This is a genomic window from Frateuria sp. Soil773, assembly GCF_001428405.1.
In the GTDB taxonomy this organism is placed as follows: Bacteria; Pseudomonadota; Gammaproteobacteria; order Xanthomonadales; family Rhodanobacteraceae; genus LMSL01.
In genome coordinates this window covers 41,006-62,932 of record NZ_LMSL01000005.1, presented here as the reverse complement: position 1 = coordinate 62,932, position 21,927 = coordinate 41,006, and the positions used below count along the sequence as shown (strand labels likewise).

Here is a 21,927-nt window from a genome sequence, read left to right as displayed (position 1 = left end):
CTCCACCACCGTGGCGTGCCGCCACGCCGGAACCGTTGAGAAGCATGCCGTTTCGCACACTCCCCTTGTTGATCGCAGGCCTGCTCGGCCTGGCCTGCCCGTCGCTGCCGGCGGCTCCCGCGGCCGCAGCCGCCCGCTCCGCCCAGGCCGGCGCACCGCGCGCGGAACTGCCCGCCGAGCGCGTCAAGGAAACGCTCGCCGCCTACCGGCAGTGGCTGGACCAGCTCGACCAGCACCACGCCGTGGCCGGCCTGGCGACCGCGGTGGTGATCGACGACAAGGTCGTGTTCGAGCACACCCTAGGCTACGCCAACGCCGCCACCAAGGAAACGGTGACGCCGGATACGGTGTTCCGCCTGGCCTCCCTGTCCAAGGCCTTCGCCACCGCACTCACCGGCGTGCTGGTGCACGACGGCAAGCTCAGTTGGGATACCCGCCTGGTCAACGTGCTGCCGTTCTTCAAGCTCAAGAGCGTGCCGGACACCGAGCAGGCCACCGTGGGCGACATCCTCGGCCAGCGGATCGGCCTGCCGCGCAACACCTACGACAACATGCTCGAGGACGACATTCCCTACGAGGAGCTGGTGCGCAAGCTGGACGAGGTCGACATGACCTGCGGCGTGGGCCAGTGCTACGGCTACCAGAACGTCGCCTTCAGCCTGATCGGCGACGTGGTCTACGCGATGACCGGCGACTTCTTCTACCGCCTGGTCGACAAGCGGCTCTTCTTTCCGCTCGGCATGAAGACCGCCAGCTACGGCCGCGACGCGCTGGAGTCCAGCAAGAGCTGGGCGCGGCCGCATCGCGCCTACGGCCACGGCTGGCTGCCGTTCGAGCCCAAGGAGAACTACTACCGCGTGGCCCCCGCGGCCGGCGTCAACGCCAGCGTGCGCGACATGGAGCAATGGCTGATCGCGCAGATGGGCGGCCGGCCGGACGTGCTGCCGCAATCCGTGCTCGACACCCTGCACAAGCCGGGCGTCGCCACGCCGGTCGAACTGCATTCCACGCTGTGGCGGCGGGCCCGCCTCACGGCGGCGCACTACGCGTTGGGCTGGCGCGTCTTCGAGTACGGCGGCGAGACGCTGGTGTACCACGCCGGTGCGGTCGAGGGTTACCGCACGATGATCGGCTTCTTCCCGAAATACCATGCCGGCGTGGTCACCCTGTGGAACTCCACCGGCCCGATGCCTTCGGGGTTGATGCCGATGGTCTTCGACAGCCTGCTCGGCCTGAACCATGTGGATTGGGCGAACGTGGAAAGCGCGCCGGCGGCCAAGCGCGCCGCACCGGCCAAGGCGAAGAAGGCCAAGCCCCGTCGCGCCACCAAGGCTTCGCGGCGGCGCCACTGAGCGTCGCCGCTGGTGCGGCAGACAAAAAAAGGCGGCGCATGCGCCGCCTTTTTTTCGCCTGGGCGCGCCGCCTCATTCCTTGAGCTTGAAGAGGATCCGCTTCTGTCCGCGGCTCGCCACCGGCGTGCCGTCGCGCATGGCCGGCTTGAACTTCCAGCGCTCCACCGCGTCGGTCGCCTCGCGCTCGAACACGTGGCGCGGCTGCGAGCCGGTCACCTTCACGTCGCTGACGTCGCCCTCGACGGTGATGGTGTACTCCACGTCCACCCAGCCTTCCTGGTTCGCGCGCTTCGCCTGGGTGGGATAGCGCGGCAGCACGTTCTTGATCAGGATGGCGGGGCTGGAGGCGCCCACGGCGGCCGTGTCCTGGGCCGGGTTGGCCGCGGCCGTGGCCTGCTGCTGCGCCTGCAGGCGCTGCTGTTCGGCGCGCGCCTGCTCGGCCTTCTGCTGCGCCGCCAGTTGCGCCTTCTGCTGCTCGGCCAGCTTGTCGGCCTCGACCTTGTCGTTCGCCGCCTTCTGCGCGGCCAACTGCGCCTGCTTCTGCTGGTCGAGGGCGAGCTGCTGCTCCTTGTCGAGCAGCTTGCGCTGGGCGTCGAGCTTCGAGCGCAGGATGGTCAGCGTGTAGTTGGCCGGGTCGGCCTTGGCCAGCAGGTCGATCTGGCGCTGGGCTTCGTTGAAATCGCGCTGGTTGATGGTCTGCTCGGCCGACGTCGCGGCAAACGGGAACGTCTCGCGCAGCGCGTCGGTAGCCACCGAATTGCCCGGCTGCTTCTCCAGCGCCTTCAGGTAGAACTCGTACGCGTTGTTGCCCGCCGGCGCCAGCAGGCGCTGTTCGTTCATCGCCTTGCGCGCCTCGGACAGGAGCTGGTTGAGGTCCATCGCCTCGACGTTCGCCGGCGGCGCGGCGGCGCGCCCGGCGGAGACCGGCGAGGAAGGATGCCCGCCGGCATCCTGCATCACCAGTTGCTGGTGCGGCTGGATGATCAGGAACCATGCCGCGATGGCGAGCAGGGCAAGCACGGCGAGCACGGCGACGGTGACGGGCCGGACGGCCCCGCGCGCCCGTGCGCGCGCATTACGACGGTTTCGGGTATCCATGGACTCTCACTGCGTGGCGTCAGATACCCGCGCTTTTTCCCCCTGTAGATCCAGGAGCGACGGTCCCCCTCAGGCCCGCCGCGGCGCGGATGTGCGAAAGGTAACCGTATTGGGGCACCACGGCAAATCGCGCATGGCTTCACGGCGACGCGGTGCGAATTGGTCTAGGTGGGTTCGCCGGGAAGGCGGGCCGGCCGGGAATCCCGACCCCGAAACGAAGCGTCCCGGCCGGGGCCGGGACGAATCGCTTTCGAAGTATCTCCCTGCGCTGGGCACCGCAGGGAGATGAAGTCGATACAACTATTATTGTTTGGCTTACTTCTTGGACTTGGACGTCTTGGTGGCCTTCACCACCTTGGCCGGCGCAGCCTTCTTGACGGCGGCCTTCTTCGGCGCTGCCTTCTTCGCAGCGACCTTCTTCACGGCAACTTTCTTGACGGCGGCCTTCTTGGCGGCAGCCGGCTTCTTGGCGGCAGCCTTCTTGGCGACCTTCTTCACGGCAGCCTTCTTGGCGGCCGGCTTCTTCGCTACCGGCTTCTTGGCGGCCGACTTCTTCGCGGCGACCTTCTTCACGGCAGCTTTCTTGACCGCCTTCTTGGCGGCCGGCTTCTTTGCAGCGGTTTTCTTGGCAGTGGCCATGGTTCGTCTCAGCTCCTCATCAGTTGGCAGTGGTTGCCCAGTAAAAGCGTGCAGGAACGCCTCCACCAGCAGGTCGCTGTTGGTGGCGTGCCGAAGATTGTTGACTTGACGACGGGTGCGCTCATCCGAAAGCGGACGCAGCACATGCAGCGGAATCGATACGGTGATCTTGCGCACCGCACCGGCCTTTTCGCCGTGCTCGATATAAGGCTTGATGAATTTCGACATTGCTATGGAACCCGTTCCCGTTATCTGGAGCGAAAGCTATTCCTGAAGATTTCGGCTGTCAATTGATTTTAACCATGAAATCAAGCCGGATCACCCGCCCGCTTCAGCCTCCAAACCCCCGTCCACCAAGGCCCGGAAGGCCATCCATTAAAATCATATATAGACATCCATACGTCCAATCATAATCGGCCGACAAAATCGCAAGTCGTGCCAAAAGCCGCATCCCACAAGGCTTTTGCGACACAACGGCGCAAAACCCGCGCGATTCGCTGCGATGCACATGCAGGCAAGGAGCGCAAGCCACGCCCCCTTCGCGGCGACTTCCGGCGGATGAACGGGGATCGACTGGAACGACGATTCGCGGCCAAAAAAATTTCACGCGGAGCGCCCCGCATGCCCCCTCCGCCGTCCTGGAAGAGAGGCCCGCGGAAGTCGTCCGCCCGACCGGGCCACCTCTTCGACGACGCAGTCGGGAGACGCCGGCCGCACTCGCGGAGAAACGCCGCGGCCATCCGTCGTCGGCGTTTGGACGTCCATTTATCGCGCTGCAAACGCGCCCGGCACCGCCGGGCCGCAATCCAAAAAAAGCACCGGCCGCTTGCGCGGCCGGTGCTTTTCGATGCGACGGGATTCCGGCGATCAGTGGTCGTCGTTCTCGATCCGTTCGGCATAGGCATCCGCGTCGAGCAGGTCGTTCAGCTCGTCGCGGTTGCTGGCACGGACGGCGAAGATCCAGCCGTCGCCGTAGGCGTCCTCGTTGATCGTCTCCGGCTTGTCGTTCAGCACCTCGTTGACCTCGACGACCTCGCCGGAAACCGGCGAATAGATGTCGGAAGCGGCCTTGACCGACTCGACCACGGCCGCGCCGTGGCCGGCCTGCACGCTGGCGCCGATTTCCGGCAGCTCGACGTACACCAGGTCGCCGAGCTGGCCCTGGGCATGGTCGGAGATACCCACGCGGACCAGGCCGTCGTCTTCGACGCGGGCCCACTCGTGGGACTTGAGAAATTTCAGATCGCCGGGAATCTCGCTCATGATCGGGTCCAGTCGTCGTTGGGTTCGGCCAAGGTAGGATCAGCCAAGGGTGGAAGCGGCAAGGGTGGAAGCGGCGATTCTAACCGCTTCCGGTCGTACGGGCACTTCGTATGCGGGGCACTTCCGTGCGGCGTGCGGCGAAGCGGCCTCAGATGCCTTCGCAGGCCTTGCCGTCGCGCACGAACGGATACTTCACCAGGCGCACCGGCACCTCGCGCCCGCGGATGTCCACGCGCACCTCGCCCGGCTCGCCCGCCGGGATGCGCGCGAACGCCACCGCCTTGTTCAGGGTGGGCGCGAAGCTGCCGGACAGGATCTCGCCCTCGCCGTTGGCGGTCAGCACTTTCTGGCCGTGCCGCAGCACGCCCTTTTCGTCCAGCACCAGGCCGACCATCACGCGCGGCACGCCGGCCGCCTTCTGCGCCTCCAGCGCGGCGCGGCCGATGAAGTCGCGGCCTTCGTCCAGCGAGATCGTCCAGCCGAGGTTGGCTTCCCAGGGCAGCACGGTCTCGTCCATGTCCTGCCCGTAAAGATTCATGCCCGCCTCCAGCCGCAGGGTGTCGCGCGCGCCGAGGCCGGCCGGCGCGACGCCGGCGGCGGCCAGCGCATTCCACAGGGCGACCGCGTGCTCGGCCGGCACGATGATCTCGAAGCCGTCCTCGCCGGTGTAGCCGGTGCGCGCGATGAACAGCGGCATGCCGTGCGGCCCCTGCGCCGCGGCGGCCACGAACTTGCCGAGCTTCTCGATGCGCGGGCGGTCCACCTCGTGCAGCAGGCCGATCACCTTGGCGCGCGCATTGGGGCCCTGCACCGCGATCATCGCGAAGTCCGGGCGCTCCTTCGCTTCCACGCCGAACGCCTTAGCCTGCCGCTCGATCCAGGCCAGGTCCTTCGCGCGGGTGGCCGCGTTCACCACCAGGCGGAAATGCGCCTCGTCGAAGAAGTACACGATCAGGTCGTCGATCACCCCGCCCTGCTCGTTGAGCATGCACGAGTACAGCGCCTTGCCCTGCACCTTCAGCTTGTCGACGTTGTTGGCCAGCAGATGGCGGAGGAATTCGCGGGTGCGCGCACCGTGCAGGTCGACCACCGTCATGTGGGAGACGTCGAACATGCCCGCGTCGCGCCGGACGGCGTGGTGCTCCTCGATCTGCGAACCGTAGTTGATCGGCATGTCCCAGCCGCCGAAGTCGACCATGCGGGCGCCCAGCGCGCGATGGGTGTCGTTGAGTACGGTCTTCTCGGTCATTGCGAAGGCGCCTTGGGGAAACGCTGATTATCGCCGCCGCCCCGGCACAATCCAAGCATCTATGCCGAATGCCGCAGGAGCGGCAACGCCCGGAAGATCCGGATCGCCTCAGCGCCGCGAATAGGCGAACACCCGCGCGGGCGGCAGGTTGCGCCAGGCCGATCCGATCCGCTCGCAGCGCAGGCGGAGTCGCTCGCACACCGTCTCGTCCAGCGGACCGGCCAGGCCGTAGGTGTACTGCAGGAAGACCCCGCCCGGCCGCAGCGTGTCGAACGCGGCGGCCAGGATCTCGTATTGCAGTTCGACCGGCATCGTGAGCAACCCGAGGCTGCTCAGCACGGCATCGGCCTGGCCCGGTGCGAACGCCCCGCTGCGCGCCACCAGGTCGTTGAGATGCCGTGCGTCGGCGCAGACCAGGCGCACGGCCGGAAAGCGCCGGTGCAACATGCCGTGCAGCGTCTCGTCCATCTCCACTGCCAGCAACCGGGAGGGCTGTATGCCGTGCCGGAGCAACGCCTCGGTGATGACTCCGGTGCCGGCCCCGAGCTCGACCACGCGATGCGCGTCGCGCGGCAATGCCGACAGCATCAGCCGCACGAGCTGACGTCCGGAAGGTGCCACCGACGCCATGCGCAACGGATGCCGCATCCACTGCCTGAAGAAGGCCAACCATTGCAGGTAGGCCGGCATGATCGCGCCTGTATCGATGTCACCCACCGTGTTCTCCCGGGCGCCCGCCGATGACCGGGCAACGCATCCAAGTATGGCACGTGGGTCGTGCCGGCCAGGTGGACCGTTCAGGCGGGCTCCACCGGGTAGCTGGGCTCGGCATCCAATGTCGCCGCGCACACCGCCGCCAGTTCGAGCAGGCGCAGGTCGGAGCCGCGCGCGCCCACCAGTTGCAGCCCGACCGGCATCCCGTCGGGCAAGGTGCCCATCGGGAGGCTCACCGCCGGGCAGCCGGCAAGGCTGGCGAAGCTGGTGAGGTCGGCCTGCGAATCGGGAACCGGGCCATCCAGCGGGAACGCGCCCTGCGGCGTGGTCGGCAGCACCAGCACGTCGACCTGGGCGAACAGCCGGCGCATCTTGAGCGTGGCGGCATCCAGCACCCGGTCGGCCACCGCGTAGTCGGCGGCGCTCTTGCCGGCCGCGTAGCCGAGCATCCGGCGGAAGCGCTCGGAGACGGGATGTGCGGTATCGGCGAGGTCGCCGGCGAAGGTGCTCAGCATTTCCGCCTCCATCAGCAACAGGCCGGCGCGGCGGGTGCGCGCGAAGTTCCAGTCGTCGAAATCGACGGTGCGGCGGTCGGCCAGCGCATGGCCCAGCCGGGCGATCGCGGCGTCGAACACGGCGGCAACCTCCGGCTGCACGCCGACCGCCGCCAGATCGGGCAGCAGGCCTGCGCGCAGGTTGCCCGGCTCCCAGTCCGGCGGCGACAGCGCGACGCGGCGGCGGCGCGAACGCGCGTCGTCGGCGTCGTAGCCGGCCAGCACCCGCAGCAGCACAGTGAGGTCGTCGACGCTGCGCGCCAGCAGGCCCACGGCATCCAGGCGCCGCGCCGCCGGCACCATGCCGCGCGCCGAGACCTCGCCGTGGGTGGGCTTGAGCGCGTACACGCCGCAATAGCTGGCGGGAATGCGGATCGAGCCGAGGCTGTCCGAGCCGACCGCCGCCACCGCCAGGCCGGCGGCGACCGCCGCCGCCGCGCCGCCGGACGAACCGCCGGCGGTATAGCCGCGCCGATGCGGATTATGGGTGGCGCCGGTATGCGGGTTGTCGGTCGTCGCGCCCAGGGCGCCTTCATCCATGTTGGTGCGACCGACCAGCACCGCTCCCGAGGCGCGCAGGCGGGCCACCACGTGGGCATCCTCCGCCGCCGGGACATTGCGCCCGGGCAGCCCTGCCCGGGTCGGCCAGCCGGCCATGTCGAAATTGTCCTTCAGCGCGATCGGGATGCCGTCGAGCCGGCCGATCACCCCGTCGCGCCGCCGGCGTTCGGCGGTTCGCGCCTGTTCCTGCAGCAACCCGGGGCGCAGGTCGACATAGGCATTGAGTTCCGGGTCGAGCCGCTCGATCGCCTGCTGATAGACGTCGGCCAGCGCCTGCGGCTGCACCCGTCCGATCGCCAGCCAGTGCAGCAACTGGCACAGGGATGCGCGGCGCAGGTCGTGGTCGGCGATCGGCGGCAATGGATTCATGCGTACTCCTTCGCAAGGTCGCCCGATTATGGCCGGCAGCGGGGAAACGATTGCAAGCGGTGATGCAGCACTCCCGACACGGTTTGCCGCGCGGCGCACGAATCCGGACAATGGCGGCTTGGTCCGCGCCGCTCCGGCCCGACCCAGCGCATAGCCCCGAGGGAGCCCGCCATGAGCGAACGCGAAACGATGGAATACGACGTGGTCGTGGTCGGCGCCGGCCCGGCCGGGCTGTCGTTCGCGATCCGCCTGAAGCAGCTCAAGCCCGACGTGAGCGTGTGCGTGATCGAGAAGGCCTCGACCATCGGCGCGCAGATCCTCTCCGGCGCGGTGATCGAGCCGCAGCCTCTGGACGCGCTGCTTCCCGGCTGGCGCGACAACCCGCCGCCGATCTGCGTGCCGGCCGGCCAGGACGAGTTCTGGCTGCTGTCCAAGACCGGCGGCCGCAAGCTGCCGGTGCCGCCGGGCATGAAGAACCACGGCAACTTCATCGTCTCCCTCGGCGCGATGTGCGCGTGGCTCGCGCCGCAGGCCGAGGCGCTGGGCGTGGACGTGTTCCCCGGCTTCGCCGCCGCCGACAACATCTACAACGAGGACGGCTCGGTCGCCGGCGTGCGCATCGGCGACATGGGCGTGGCGAAGGACGGCTCGCACAAGGCCGGCTACACCCAGGGCATCGACATCAGGGCCAAGGTCACCGTGCTGGCCGAGGGCGCGCGCGGCAGCCTGACCAAGCAATTGATCAAGCGCTTCGCGCTGGACCGCGACAGCGATCCGCAGGGCTACTCGATCGGCATCAAGGAGCTGTGGCAGCTTCCGGCCGGGCGCGTCACGCCGGGCAAGATCGTGCACAGCTTCGGCTGGCCGGCGGACAGCCATACCTACGGCGGCAGCTTCCTGTACCACCTGGACAAGGACCGCGTCGCGCTCGGCTACGTCAGCGGCCTCGACTACAGCGACCCCGACTACCAGCCCTGGGAGGCCTTCCAGCAATGGAAGAACCACCCGATGGTGAAGTCGCTGCTCGAAGGCGGCAACATCCTGTCCGCCGGCGCGCGCGCCATCGTCACCGGCGGCTACCAGTCGCTGCCGAAGGTGGAGATGCCCGGCGCCCTGCTGATCGGCGACACTGCCGGCCTGCTCAACGTGCCCAAGGTGAAGGGCACCCACCAGGCGATCCGCTCCGGCATGCTCGCCGCCGAGCACCTCGCCGCGAGCGGCCTCGACCCGGCCGGCTTCGACGCCCGGCTGCGCGATTCGGCGGCCATGGCCGAACTGAAGAAGGTGCGCAACATCAAGCCCGCCTTCAAGAAGGGCCTGTGGTTCGGCATGCTCAACGCCGCCTGGGAAACCGTCACCGGCGGCGCCTCGCCGTGGACGCTGAAGAACAAGCCCGACTGGTCCGCGCTGCACAAGCTCGGCCAGCAGGAAGAACCCAGGCGCGACTACGTGCAGCGCAGCCTGCCCCCGCGCGACCGCCTCGCCGGCGTGTACTTCGCCGCCACCGAGCACGACGAGGACCAGCCCGTCCACCTGCACGTGGCCGACACCACCATCTGCGTCACCAAGTGCGCCGAGGAATACGGCAACCCCTGCACCCGCTTCTGTCCCGCCAGCGTCTACGAGATCGTGCAGGACGAGGCCGGCAAGCGCCTGCAGATCAACGCCGCCAACTGCGTGCACTGCAAGACCTGCGACATCAAGGACCCCTACCAGATCATCAACTGGGTCACGCCGGAAGGCGGATCGGGGCCGAACTACCAGAATCTCTAGCGCACGGCGGGGCGCGGCGCCGCCCGCGCGTCCGGGCGCAGCAACCATCCTTGAGGAACTCATTCTGACCAGCACGATGCGATGGCAGCTCCGGCGCCTGCACTACCTGCTGCAGCGGATCGGCGGCAGCGTGGCCCAGCGCGGCCTTCGCGGCACGATCTCGCGCATCGTCCAGGAGCTGCGCCCGCGCTCCGAAGCGGACCCTGCATGGGAGCTGGTGCCGCTGGACACGCCGTTCATGCCGTTCGCCCTGCCGCGCGCAAGCGAGCCGCTGGTCTCGGTGATCGTCCCGATCCACGGCAAGCTCGCCTATACGCTGGCCTGCCTGCGCTCGATCGCGCGCCACGGCGCGGACGCGCCCTTCGAAGTGATCGTGGTCGACGACGCATCGCCCGACGACAGCGCCGCCACCCTGGCGCGGGTCGGGGGCCTGCGCCTGCTGCGCAATCCGGCCAACCTGGGCTTCATCGGCAGTTGCAACGCCGGCGCGGCACAGGCCGCAGGCAGATTCCTGCTGTTCCTCAACAACGACACCCAGGTCACGCCGGGCTGGCTCGACCGCCTGCTCGACTGCTTCGCCGAGGAAACCGGCTGCGGCATCGCCGGCAGCCGCCTGGCCTATCCCGACGGCCGGCTGCAGGAAGCCGGCGGCATCGTGTACGCCGACGGCGAGGCATGGAACTACGGCCGGTTCGAGTCGCGCGACGACCCGCGCTTCCTGTACCGGCGCGACGCCGACTACGTGTCTGGCGCCGCGCTGATGATCGAGGCCGCCCTGTTCCGCCAGGTGGGCGGCTTCGACGCACGCTACGCACCGGCCTATTGCGAGGACATGGACCTGGCCTTCGCGGTGCGCGCCGCGGGGCGCCGGGTGATCTACCAGCCGGCCAGCCTGGTGGTGCACTGCGAGGGCATCAGTTCGGGGCTCGACCCGTTCGCCGGCGTCAAGCGCTACCAGACGGTCAACCGCGGGAAATTCGTCGACAAATGGCAGGACGCGCTGAAGCGGCAGCCGGCGCCCCGCACGCCGGTCGAGCGGGCGATCCACCGCCCCGGGCTTCGCCACATCCTGATCGTGGACGCGCTCACGCCCGACCCGGCCAGGGATTCGGGCTCGCTGCGGCTGGTCAACATCATGCGGCTGCTGCGCGAGCAGGGCTGGCGGATCAGCTTCATGGCGGACAACCGCCGCGCCAGCAAGGACGAGATCGCCCTGCTCGGCCGCCTGGGCGTCCACGTGCTGTGCAAGCCGTGGGCGCCGCCGCTGCCGGCCTGGCTGAAGCGCGAGGGCGCCGGCCTGGACGCGGCTATGCTGTGCCGCCACTACGTCGCGCAGCCGCACCTGTCCCTGGTGCGCAGGCTCGCGCCCGACGCGAAGCTCCTGTTCGACACCGTGGACCTGCACTTCCTGCGCGAGCAACGCGCGGCTTCGCATACCGGCAACGCGGCCCTGGCCCGGCAGGCCGAAGCTTCGCGCCAGTGCGAGCTGGGCCTGATCCGCGCCAGCGACGCCAGTTTCGTGGTGAGCCCGGTCGAATACGGACTGCTTGCCGCGGAGGTGCCCGAGGCGCGTGTCGAGCTGCTGTCCAACGTGCACGAGGTCTTCGGGCGCAGCAAGCCGTTCGCGCAGCGGCACGGGCTGGTCTTCGTCGGCGGCTTCGCCCATCCGCCCAACGTCGATGCGGTCAAGTGGCTGGTCGAGGACATCTACCCCTCGATACGCGAGCGGCTGCCCGGCATGACGCTGCACCTGATCGGCGACATCCCCGATGCGGCCCGGCAGCAGTTCATGCGGCCCGGCGTGCAGATCCACGGCCGCGTGGACGACCTCGGCCCCTGGATGGAGGGCTGCCGGGTCGCGCTGGCCCCGCTGCGCTACGGCGCCGGCGTCAAGGGCAAGGTCAACATGGCGATGAGCCACGGCCTGCCCGTGGTGGCGACGCCCATCGCGGCCGAAGGCATGAACCTGGTCGATGGCGAAAGCGTGCTGCTCGGCCCCGACGCGCCGGCGTTCGCCGAGGCCGTGCTGCGGCTGCACGAGGACGAGGAACTGTGGCTGCGCCTCTCCGAGGGCGGGCTCGACAACGTGCGCCGGCACTTCTCCTTCGACGCCGCGCGGGCCGTGCTGCGCCGGGTGCTCGGCTGACCGGCCCCGGCGCCGTCCGCGGTATTTCATACATGTGTTTGCCGCCGGGTTAGAATGGCGGCTTTCGAGCACCCGCCAGGGCTGCCCACACAGTAAGGAACCGCGTATGAAGATTCTGGTCGGCTACAAGCGCGTCGTGGACTACAACGTGCGCATCCAGGTGAAGCCCGACGGCACCGGCGTGGTGACCGACGGCGTCAAGCTCTCCGCCAACCCGTTCGACGACATCGCGCTGGAAGAGGCGCTGCGCCTGCGCGAGAAGGGCGCCGCCGACGAGGTGGTGGTGGTCGGCATCGGCCCGGCCGACCTCACCGCCCACCTGCGCAACGGCCTCGCCATGGGCGCCAACCGCGCCATCCACGTGGTCACCGACGAAGCCGTGCAGCCGCTGACCGCCGCGCGCACCCTGCTCAAGCTGGTCGAGAAGGAGCAGCCGGGCCTGGTGATCCTGGGCAAGCAGGCCATCGACGACGACGCCAACCAGACCGGCCAGATGCTGGCCGCGCTGTGGGACCGCCCGCAGGCCACGTTCGCCAGCAAGGTCGAGATCGCCGACGGCAAGGCCGCGGTCACCCGCGAGGTCGACGCCGGCCTGGAAGTGATCGAGGCCGAGCTGCCGGCCGTCATCACCACCGACCTGCGCCTCAACGAGCCGCGCTTCATCAAGCTGCCGGACATCATGAAGGCCAAGTCCAAGCCGATCGACGCGATCGAGTTCGCCTCGCTCGGCGTCGAGTCGCACGACCACCTGAAGACCACACACTACGCCGCGCCGCCCAAGCGCAGCAAGGGGGTGATGGTGAAGGATGCGGCCGAGCTGGTCGCGGCGCTGAAGCAGAAGGGCCTGCTGTAATCGCTCGTCATCCCCGCGAACGCGGGGATCCAGCGACTTTCGTCCACATCAAGCCAAAGACACTGGGTTCCGGCGCCTGCCGGAACGACGGCACGAGGAATCGAACATGTCCAAAGTCCTGATCATCGCCGAGCACCTGGGCGGCAAGCTGAACCCCTCCACCGCGCGCGCCGTCAGCGCGGCGGCCGCCGTCAAGGCCGACGCCATCGACGTGCTGGTGCTCGCCGACAGCGTCGACGCAGTCGCCGCCGAGGCGGCGAAGATCGACGGCGTGAGCCGCGTGCTCACCATCGCCCGCGCCGAGAACGCGCACCCGCTGGCCGCCGTGCTGGCGCCGCAGATCGCCAAGGCCGCCGCGGGCTACAGCCACGTGTTCGCGCCATCCACCACCTTCGGCAAGGACGTCGCCCCGCGCGTGGCCGCCCTGCTCGGCGTGGCGCAGGTCAGCGACGTGATGAGCGTCGAGGGCAGCCACACGTTCAAGCGCCCGATCTACGCCGGCAATGCCATCGTCACGGTAGAGGCGCCTGCGGAACATGCGGTCGTCGCCACCATCCGCACGGCCTCGTGGCCGGCAGCGGCCACCGGCGCGAACAGCGCCCCGATCGAAGCGGTGACGACCGACGCGGCGCTGCCGTCGCACACCCGCTTCGTCGAATTGAAGCAGGGCAAGAGCGACCGCCCCGACCTGCAGAGCGCGAGCAAGGTCGTCTCCGGCGGGCGCGGCGTCGGTTCGAAGGAAAACTTCGAGATCATCTACAAGTTCGCCGACCGGATCGGCGCGGCCGTCGGCGCCTCGCGCGCTGCGGTGGACGCCGGCTACGTGCCCAACGAAATGCAGGTCGGCCAGACCGGCAAGATCATCGCCCCGGAGCTCTACATGGCGATCGGCATCTCCGGCGCCATCCAGCACCTCACCGGCATCAAGGACGCCGGCACCATCGTGGCGATCAACAAGGACGCCGAGGCGCCGATCTTCGAAGTGGCGGACATCGGGCTGGTGGGCGATCTGTTCAAGCTGATTCCCGAGCTGGAAGCCGCCATTTGATGAACGCCGCAGGTGCCGAGACAGTGTTGCCGTGGCAAGACGACCGCGAACAGCCGCGCGTGGCTCGCGTTTCGGTCGTGGTCCCCGTCTACGGCTGCAAAAACTGTCTCGAGGATCTGGTTCAACGCGTCTCCCGCTCCCTGGAAAGCATCGATCAATCGTTCGAGATCATTCTCGTCGACGACAGCAGTCCCGATGACGCATGGCCCCGCATTACCGAACTTGCCGGCCTGTACCCGCAAGTCCGGGGATTACGACTGTCGAGGAACTTCGGGCAGCATGCGGCCATATCCGCCGGCCTCTTGCACACAGCCGGCGAAGTGGTCGTCGTCATGGATTGCGACCTGCAGGACATTCCGGAAGAGATACCGGCCCTATTGGCCGCCATGGAGCAGAAGGATGTAGAAGTCGCCCTTGGCCAACGCATCGACAGGCAGGACAGCTGGTTCAAGAAACTGGGTTCCAAGCTCTTCTACCAGGCCCTGGGATGGCTGACGGACACGCGCTACGACCATACCACCGCCAATTTCGGCGCCTACAGTCGCCGAGTCATCGATACGGTCAACCGCATGCCCGAACAGGACCGTTTTTTTCCGCTGCTGGTGCGGTGGACCGGCTTCAGGGCGGCCTATGTCGCGGTTTCCCATGGACAACGCAGCGAAGGCAAAAGCAGCTACAACTTCAGGACCCTGGTAAGGCTGGCCACACGGGTGGCCTTGTCGTTCTCCGACAAGCCCCTGCGCCTGGTCATGAAGGGCGCCCTGCTGCTGGCCGCCGTGTCTATCTGCATCGCCGGTTTTTCCGTGTATCAGTACGTGGCCGGCAACATTCGGGTCGCGGGCTTCACGAGCATTGTGGCCTCCATCTGGCTCATCGGCAGCGGCATCACGTTCTGCCTCGGCGTACTGGGCCTCTACCTTGGACGCTTGCACGACGAAACCAAGGGGCGCCCCCAATACATCGTCTGGCAAGACACACGGAATCCATAAGATGGGCAGTTCCCGCGTACTGAGTGATTCCGCGCTCGACTCCGCCCGGTTCGGTATCAAGGTCGTGCGCGGCCAGGTGCCGGCGAGTACCTCCTGCGCCGACATCGTCGACGAAGTCACGAACTGCGATGCCGACCTGATCATCCTGCGTACCGACGCAGGAGATTCCAGCGCCATCGTCCAACTGCAGCGTCAGGGATGGCCGGTGATCCACGCGGATACGCTCGTCTACTACGGCATCGATCTGACCGCATTGACTCACGAACCGTTGCCCGAAGAGGTCCGGCTTGCGACCAGCGCCGACCAGGATGCCATCCACGAGATCGCCGAAAGCAGCTTCAAGGGCTACCGTGCGCATTACTCCGCCAACCCCCTGCTGCCTCAGGACAAGATCCTCGCCGGCTACGTCGAATGGGCCAAGAGCCGGTTGGCGCCGTCGAATCCCGGAAGCTGCACCTGGGTAGTAACTGCGGAAGGACGCGCTGCCGGCTTCGCAACCTGCGATCTTTCCGCCGACGGAAGCAAGGCCGAGATCGTGCTCAATGCCGTTCACCCGCGGTTTTCGCAGCGAGGGCTGTACGGGCGCTTGCTCAAGGGCATCCTGCACCATTATTCCGCCCGGTCGTATCGGCGCCTCGCCATCTCGACCCAGCTGTGGAACTACACCGTGCAGCGCCAGTGGGCGCGAGCCGGGTTATCCCTGGAGCGGGCCTACGATACCTATCACATCGACCGCCGGCTCCGCGTACGGGAGACATTGCTGTGAACGCCGCCTTCTCCTGGCTCATGGTCGCCATGACCATCCTGCTCACCTGTTACGGCCAGCTTGTCATCAAGTGGCAAGTCGGCACGTTCAAGGCATCTACCGTCGGCCTCCTCTCGCGCCTGCCGCCATTGGTGCAACTGTTGTTCCAGCCATGGATCATCTCGGCCTTCATCGCAGCCTTCGGCGCTTCGCTATGCTGGATGCTCGCCGTCTCCAAGCTCGAGCTGAGCAAGGCTTATCCGTTCATGGCCCTGAACTTTCTGATCGTCTGCCTGATTGCCGTGCCGCTTTTCGGTGAATCCTTCTCGACGGCCAAGGCGGTCGGCTTGCTCACGGTAGTCGCAGGCTTGGTCATCATGAGCCAGGCCTGATCTTTCACATATCCATCCACGGACAATGGACATGATCCCATTCAACCGCCCCTACATGACCGGGCGCGAACTGTCGTACATCGCCCAGGCCCATGCGAATGGACACCTGTCAGGCGACGGCCCCTTTACCAGGAAGTGCCACCAGTGGCTGCGCGAGCAAAGCGGCGCGCACATGGCACTGCTTACCCACTCTTGTACCGCCGCGCTCGAAATGGCGGCCCTGTTGCTGCGACTGGAGCCGGGCGACGAAGTCATCGTGCCGTCCTATACGTTCGTGACCACGGCCAGCGCCTTCGCATTGCGCGGCGCGGTGCCGGTGTTCGTGGATGTGCGACCCGACACGCTCAACATCGACGAAACACTGATCGAAGCCGCCATCACGCCGCGCACCAAGGCCATATGCGTGGTCCACTATGCCGGCGTGGCCTGCGAAATGGACGCCATACTTGCCATCGCGGCAAAGCACGGTTTGCGCGTGGTGGAGGACGCGGCCCAAGGCATCCTGTCCACTTACAAGGGCAAGCCGCTCGGCGCCATCGGCGACCTGGGCGCTTACAGCTTCCACGAAACCAAGAACGTCATTGCCGGCGAAGGTGGAGCCCTGCTCTGTCGCGACCAGGACTTCGCCGAGCAAGCCGAAATCGTTCGTGAAAAGGGCACCAACCGCAGCCGCTTCTTCCGCGGCCAGGTAGACAAGTACACATGGGTCGATCTCGGCTCCTCGTTCCTGCCGGGCGAAATCACAGCCGCATTCCTCGCGGCGCAGGTCGAAATGGCCGACAGCATCACCGCGCAGCGGCTGGCGCTGTGGGATCGCTACCATGCCTGGGCGAAAAAGCATGAGGACAACGGATCTTTACGCCGCCCCATCGTGCCGTCTCATTGCCGACACAATGCGCACATGTACTATGCGCTACTGCCAAGCCTAGAAGCCCGGACGCGGTTCATCACCAATATGCGTGAACAGGGGGTGCAATGCGTATTCCATTACATACCACTGCACTCCGCGCCAGCCGGCCAGCGGCTTGGCCGAGTGGCTTCGGACATGGGCGTGACTGACGACATCAGCGACCGTCTGGTCCGACTGCCGCTCTGGCTAGGTCTGGAGCCCCATCTGGAACAGGTATTACAGGCAGTCGACGAAGCAATCGCCACCCTCTAACAAAATAAGAAGCTGGTTGTTTCGTTTGATTTGCGTGATTTACAAAAAAATCTCAGCCATCCGAAGCCTGACATGCAGATCGAACGACCCACCACTGTCAAAACAATGTGATATGCGCACAGAAAACCCCATGCAAGACAACCATCATGGCTTATCTTGGCAAATCCTGGGATTTGCTTTTATTGTATTTTTCTTTCTGTACGCAACATCTCAGCTAAGCACCCCCTACATAAGGCATGACGATTTCGATTTCTTGATGCCAAAAGGATGGAATGGAGGCTATTCCACTCCATGGGAAAAGACGCTAACCGAGGGTCGCTGGATAAGCTATTTATGGTACGGGGCTAGCCAGCACCTCACACCTAAGAGCTCTTACTTGCTCTATATCACGGCATACTTTGTTATGTCATGCGCAGTGGCGCACCACATATCCGCCCCGAGAACGTTTCTTCTTTGCGGTTTGGCCCTGTTCTTCTCGCCCATGTTTGGCGATCTCTCACTATGGCCAACGGGTATGTTTATTAGTGTCGCTATCGGAAGCTTATCAACGCTGGCGATTCTTCTGGCCAAAAAAAGTCATATATTGCCAGTCATTTTCATTTCCACATCTCTATTGATCCTCACGTATCCTCCTATCGCCTCAATAGTTCTACTTGCAGCCACTATAAAAACAGCAGAGTCGCAAATAAAATTTAAGGCCGCCCTAGCCTTTACTTATGTCTTCGCATTTGCCATCGGCTCGCTTGCCATTTACTTTTTGAATTATTTTGAACACGGACACTTTGGAGTCAAGATCGACACTTGGCGCCACCCTCACCCACTACGCAGCATTACTGATGCAGTTGCCAATATCGCACTTTACTTTGGCTCATGGAGCACACTGCTGCGACTTCATGCCATACCCATTGTGTGTGGAGTCGTTGCGTCAATAGCCGCAATCGGAAGGCCAGAAACCCGCCGCATGGCAACCTCAATCCTTCTGGCCGCACTACTAATATGTGGCATCGAACTTGGCATAGTCCTGATTACAGGGACGCCAATACCTTCTCGCTCTTACGTATGGCTATGGCTTGCGATCTGCGCACTCTGCGCGCAGACGGCGATGTCTGATCATACGTTATGCAAAACCACCGGACTCATCTTACTATCACTACTTTCTATATATGGGATGCATAGCTGGTGGAATCTTTACAGACAAAAGCAACCAATCGCCGCGTACCAGGAGGAACTTGCCATTTGGATCCATCAATACCAGGCAATAACCGGCATCCCTTATGTAGAGGTTGTAGGAGATCCACGACGCACTGCCGAACTTCGGTCAATGGACGCTCCAAATGTAATGCCAGCACTAACCATGTCCATGCTAAAGAGGTATGACATCAAACTCGAAGAGTGCACGGCAAGCTTTTGCAATGAAGTCCAACAATATCTCGCTACACATGAAAATCAAGTATCACCCCTTCTAGCATTAAATGGAAAGTTAGCTCTCATATTTGATATCAATAACAAATCCATCCACCAACTAAATGTCATTCAGCGAGATTATCCGGGCGAATTCGAGGAAACCGAACTCAAACTTGGGTATCGCATATTTCTGCGTTACAGCTCCGACTCGGCGCAAATCACTCCATTCTTTCCAGGCAGCAGCAAAAGACCAGTTTCCGTCATGCTCGAGCCAGTACAGAAGGGATATTTGATCAGGAAAGGAAAAAGCACCTGCACGTACCCGCTATTTTTCAATTTGAAGAGTCTCACGGGCCAGCAACTTGCCAGTGGGATTTATAGTGGATCTACACCCATAGTGCTGAATGGCTGGGGTAAAAATATAGGTAGCGCTATACTAGCAGTCAGCATGGCTGAGGGCTCGAAAAACAATTACGGATGCAATATTGTGATCACAAAAATTAAATAACTCGCTGCCAGCCAATGCTGCGGCTCTAACATACGCATTCCAGCCAGCCGAAGCAGTCGACTCAACCCTTGTACTTTTCGCCCCGCCCCTCTCCTGCGATCACCGGATTTCAACTTGAGTCGCTTCAGAACGCAAGTCACTCGCCCACTATGTTTTAATCATCTGGGCGCATATGTCTCGTTAGCCCCAGTCATTGATCGATGGGAGGAGGCACGGCGCGATATGAGGCGGTGACGTCCGGTAGCCGCGCATTTCCGCCTGCACCAGGATTCTTGGGTTTCAGCTTATCCACTCCGATCGAAAACCAGTCGCACCATGACACCTGGTTCCCCTTGTCCACGACGATACGCAGAGTGCGCTCCCCGTCCGTCTTGACCGAGACAGCCCCTCTATAGTTTCGATCCACTATGCGCGGTGCGGCCACGGGCTTGCCATCCAGCAGGAACGCCAACTTCACCAGGCCGGACTCCTTGCCTGATTCGTTGTTGAGCGCGCATTCGGGCGTGAGCTGATTGATATGAGGGTCAAATGTCACCTCGTCCAACGCATCCACGTCGAAATCGATCCAGGCGGAGTGATCGTCGGCAGGCGGCATGAACAGGCGCCCGCCAGGCTCCACCGAAATTGGCGAATATCCATCGGCGCGCCCGGTTTCACGATCCATCAGCCAGAACAGGCCAGGTTTTTCCTCGCCCGAAAGGCGAACGCTTTCGGGCGTGACCGAGGCCAGTTCGGCAATATCACCAGCTTCCGGATCAGCCTTGAGAATCCTAGATTCATCGGCAGAGGCTTCGACATGAGCTACCTCCTGCTGCGTCCCTGCACATTTGGCCGAATAGCAGCGCATGCGGGCGACTCTGACAAACAACTGCGAACAGGCTCTCGAGCTGCCGCTTCCGGTCGTCCATAACTTCAGATGCCTGACGCCTTTCAGATCCAGCGTTACCAGCCGGACGGACTGCGCTGTCACCGACACTCGGTAAAGCAGCTTGCCATCGCCTTCGATACCAAACTCCGCCCGCTTGTCCGTATCGGCATGCATGCATGCCAGTGTCGGGGCTCCCAGATACGGACGCAGCGTCATCGAACCGATACCGCCATCAAGTTTGAAATCCACTTCCCCCCCGTCCGGCCGTGGGAAATAAAGGTCGCTGTGCTCGGGCGATATGCCGGCAACGTCCTTGCCCTTTTCGGACAGCGCCATGAGCAACTTTAGGCCATGTGCCCTGCTGACGAAGACCGGACCTCGTCCGGGATCCGGCGACACGCGACGTGCCGTGTCGGCCGCTGCAATGTTGGCGTATTCATCCAGGATGCGCTGACGCTCGTCTGGACCCGTCGCAGGGTTGTTCGCCACGATGCCGGCCACGGCGTTGGCTAGCATGACTTCTTCCAAAGGCAACCCGGCGGCATGCATCAGCATGCCGGGCAAAAGATAGGAATAGGTCGTATCGGGAATGTTGGGCAACGGAAAATTCGCCCAGATGCGGAACGGCGGGAAATGTTCCTCGGGACGCTTGCCATCCTTGAAACACAGCTCCTGGTAGACGGAACCCAAAGGCGGCAAGTGGTCGCCATAGAACAGCACGACCGTCGGGCGCTCCCGCCTTTTCAATGCATCGAGCAGGAAGCCATAGGCGTTGTCGGCATCGATGGCATGAACCAGATAATCCGACATTTCCCTGCGAGCCTGGCCTTGAAGGCTGTCCGGCATTCCCAGGCCCGCATCCATGGGTGGTGCGCCCGCCCCGTACGGAAAATGATTGTCTATGGTGATGCCGGTAATGAAGGTAGGTCCGCTCGCCGCATCCAGCTCGGCAAGTATCGCCCGCATCAATGCGGCATCGCGCACGTGCCCGCGATCGGAGAAATCCCGCGGATATAGAAAGCTTCCAATCGCTTCGAAGGCATCGAAGCCCATGTCAGGCATCGCCACATCGCGCCGCCAGAAACCCCGATTGCCTGGATGGATCGCCAGCGTTTTGTATCCCTGCTGGGCAAGCAACCCTGGCAGCGCATTGAAAGGATGCTTGACCAGTTCGTAGTAAGCGAACATCGAGCCCGGATAGAAATCGACCGGAACCCCGGTATGAACCTCGAATTCGGTCTGCAAGGTCCGTCCACCGAATACGGGCACATGCAGATTTCCCGCTCCGCGTGGCCGCTGCTGGGCAACATGCTTCAGCACCGGCTCGTCGGGAAAGCCGCAAAGCTGGGAAGGCTCGAAAAGGGACTCGCTCTGGATGACCACGATGTCTGGGCGGGATACGCTCTTTACCCCCTCCAGGCCCGCCACTACCGACTTCACTGCCGGCTCCTGCCAGAAGGCACGGATCGCAGCCTTGTCGGGCTTTCGCTGGACGCTTCTCTCGGTCATCTTGCCGAGAAGCAAGTTGCCTGTTATGCCGGCCGCATATGCACCGTGAATCTGCGAAAAGACTTCCCATCCGAGCGGCGCGATCACGTCGGGCACGCGACAGAAATTCACAACGGCCAAACCAGCCACGGCCAGGAAAAGGCAAGATATCCGCACGTACCTGTCGATCAGTGCGGGGAGTCGATTCAGCCATTTCCGGAAGAAAAGGTATAGGACGGCAATGCCTACGATCGCGGCAAGCACACCGACGATTTTCGCTCCGGTGGGATGGATGAAGCCAACGACGAGACGAGGGTTCTCCAGGATCCCGCCGAGCACCGTAAGATCGGCATATACCACGTTGATGCCGAGGTAAACGATCTTAGTGTGGTCCGCATAGCGGAGCAGCCAGAGCAGTAGGAATTCCATCAACAACGCAAGCCATACCCGCCCCGTCAACCCGCACAGCAGCAGAACGAGCAATACGGGAAGCGCTGCATTGATTGCAATGGCTGCCCAGGAACTGCTCCACCCAATATATGGATCGGCTCATATCGCAATGATGCAAGACAGAATCATGATGGCCATCAGACGGGCCACATGAAGCACGAAGGATCGATTCATCAGAAACGCCTCAATGGTAGAGGCTCACCCGGTAACCGCCTTTTGTACATGAAATATCATGTCGGCCCCCACCAAGTCAGCCTATTCAGCAGACCAAGAGTCATCCGGACCATAACATGTGATCTCCG

Annotated in this window: 17 protein-coding genes; 10 read left to right on the top strand and 7 right to left on the bottom strand. The window is 64.2% G+C overall.

What is annotated here, in order from left to right:
* Nucleotides 1-44 precede the first annotated feature (44 nt).
* Nucleotides 45-1,352: a serine hydrolase domain-containing protein gene (locus ASG87_RS03595; protein WP_056000956.1), complete on the top strand. Its 1,308-nt coding sequence runs from the start codon at nt 45-47 to the stop codon at nt 1,350-1,352.
* Between the two features lie 72 nt (nt 1,353-1,424).
* Here ASG87_RS03595 and ASG87_RS03590 read toward each other — a convergent pair whose 3' ends face one another.
* The 6 genes from ASG87_RS03590 to ASG87_RS03565 form a co-directional block, all read right to left on the bottom strand.
* Complete coding sequence (locus tag ASG87_RS03590) at nt 1,425-2,450, bottom strand: energy transducer TonB (protein ID WP_056000953.1); 1,026 nt, start codon at nt 2,448-2,450, stop codon at nt 1,425-1,427.
* Nucleotides 2,451-2,765: 315 nt separating this feature from the next.
* Complete coding sequence (metJ, locus tag ASG87_RS21285; protein ID WP_082582729.1) at nt 2,766-3,317, bottom strand: met regulon transcriptional regulator MetJ; 552 nt, start codon at nt 3,315-3,317, stop codon at nt 2,766-2,768.
* Nucleotides 3,318-3,956: 639 nt separating this feature from the next.
* Entirely contained in the window at nt 3,957-4,352 is a 396-nt protein-coding gene (gene gcvH, locus ASG87_RS03580) for a glycine cleavage system protein GcvH (RefSeq protein ID WP_056000950.1), read from the bottom strand.
* A gap of 148 nt (nt 4,353-4,500) precedes the next feature.
* Nucleotides 4,501-5,601, bottom strand: coding sequence for a glycine cleavage system aminomethyltransferase GcvT (gcvT, locus tag ASG87_RS03575; protein WP_056000947.1), 1,101 nt, complete (start codon nt 5,599-5,601; stop codon nt 4,501-4,503).
* Between the two features lie 108 nt (nt 5,602-5,709).
* Complete coding sequence (locus ASG87_RS03570) at nt 5,710-6,291, bottom strand: methyltransferase domain-containing protein (protein WP_056000945.1); 582 nt, start codon at nt 6,289-6,291, stop codon at nt 5,710-5,712.
* A gap of 107 nt (nt 6,292-6,398) precedes the next feature.
* Nucleotides 6,399-7,799, bottom strand: a complete 1,401-nt coding sequence (locus ASG87_RS03565) for an amidase (protein ID WP_056000942.1) — start codon at nt 7,797-7,799, stop codon at nt 6,399-6,401.
* A 171-nt stretch (nt 7,800-7,970) separates the two neighbouring features.
* Here ASG87_RS03565 and ASG87_RS03560 point away from each other — a divergent pair, with 171 nt between their 5' ends.
* From ASG87_RS03560 to ASG87_RS19800, 9 genes are all read left to right on the top strand, one after another.
* Nucleotides 7,971-9,572 (top strand): electron transfer flavoprotein-ubiquinone oxidoreductase, encoded by a 1,602-nt coding sequence (locus tag ASG87_RS03560; RefSeq protein WP_056000939.1) that lies wholly within the window; start codon nt 7,971-7,973, stop codon nt 9,570-9,572.
* Between the two features lie 76 nt (nt 9,573-9,648).
* Entirely contained in the window at nt 9,649-11,718 is a 2,070-nt protein-coding gene (locus ASG87_RS03555; RefSeq protein WP_056000936.1) for a glycosyltransferase, read from the top strand.
* A gap of 106 nt (nt 11,719-11,824) precedes the next feature.
* Complete coding sequence (locus ASG87_RS03550; RefSeq protein WP_056000933.1) at nt 11,825-12,571, top strand: electron transfer flavoprotein subunit beta/FixA family protein; 747 nt, start codon at nt 11,825-11,827, stop codon at nt 12,569-12,571.
* Between the two features lie 106 nt (nt 12,572-12,677).
* Entirely contained in the window at nt 12,678-13,619 is a 942-nt protein-coding gene (locus tag ASG87_RS03545) for an FAD-binding protein (RefSeq protein WP_056000930.1), read from the top strand.
* Nucleotides 13,619-14,608: a glycosyltransferase family 2 protein gene (locus ASG87_RS03540; RefSeq protein ID WP_082582728.1), complete on the top strand. Its 990-nt coding sequence runs from the start codon at nt 13,619-13,621 to the stop codon at nt 14,606-14,608. The genes ASG87_RS03545 and ASG87_RS03540 overlap by 1 nt, the downstream gene beginning before the upstream one ends.
* A 1-nt stretch (nt 14,609) precedes the next feature.
* Nucleotides 14,610-15,374: a GNAT family N-acetyltransferase gene (locus tag ASG87_RS03535; protein ID WP_056000926.1), complete on the top strand. Its 765-nt coding sequence runs from the start codon at nt 14,610-14,612 to the stop codon at nt 15,372-15,374.
* Complete coding sequence (locus tag ASG87_RS03530; RefSeq protein WP_082582727.1) at nt 15,371-15,745, top strand: EamA family transporter; 375 nt, start codon at nt 15,371-15,373, stop codon at nt 15,743-15,745. Before ASG87_RS03535 ends, ASG87_RS03530 begins: the two co-directional genes overlap by 4 nt.
* Before the next feature lie 31 nt (nt 15,746-15,776).
* Nucleotides 15,777-16,907, top strand: a complete 1,131-nt coding sequence (gene rffA / locus ASG87_RS03525; protein WP_056001161.1) for a dTDP-4-amino-4,6-dideoxygalactose transaminase — start codon at nt 15,777-15,779, stop codon at nt 16,905-16,907.
* A gap of 130 nt (nt 16,908-17,037) precedes the next feature.
* Nucleotides 17,038-18,819 carry a hypothetical protein gene (locus tag ASG87_RS19800; protein ID WP_157510867.1) on the top strand — a complete coding sequence of 594 codons (1,782 nt, stop codon included), beginning with the start codon at nt 17,038-17,040 and terminating at the stop codon, nt 18,817-18,819.
* A 190-nt stretch (nt 18,820-19,009) separates the two neighbouring features.
* Here the strand turns inward: ASG87_RS19800 and ASG87_RS03520 are convergent, their stop codons facing one another.
* Nucleotides 19,010-21,604 (bottom strand): LTA synthase family protein, encoded by a 2,595-nt coding sequence (locus tag ASG87_RS03520; protein ID WP_157510866.1) that lies wholly within the window; start codon nt 21,602-21,604, stop codon nt 19,010-19,012.
* Nucleotides 21,605-21,927 lie beyond the last annotated feature (323 nt).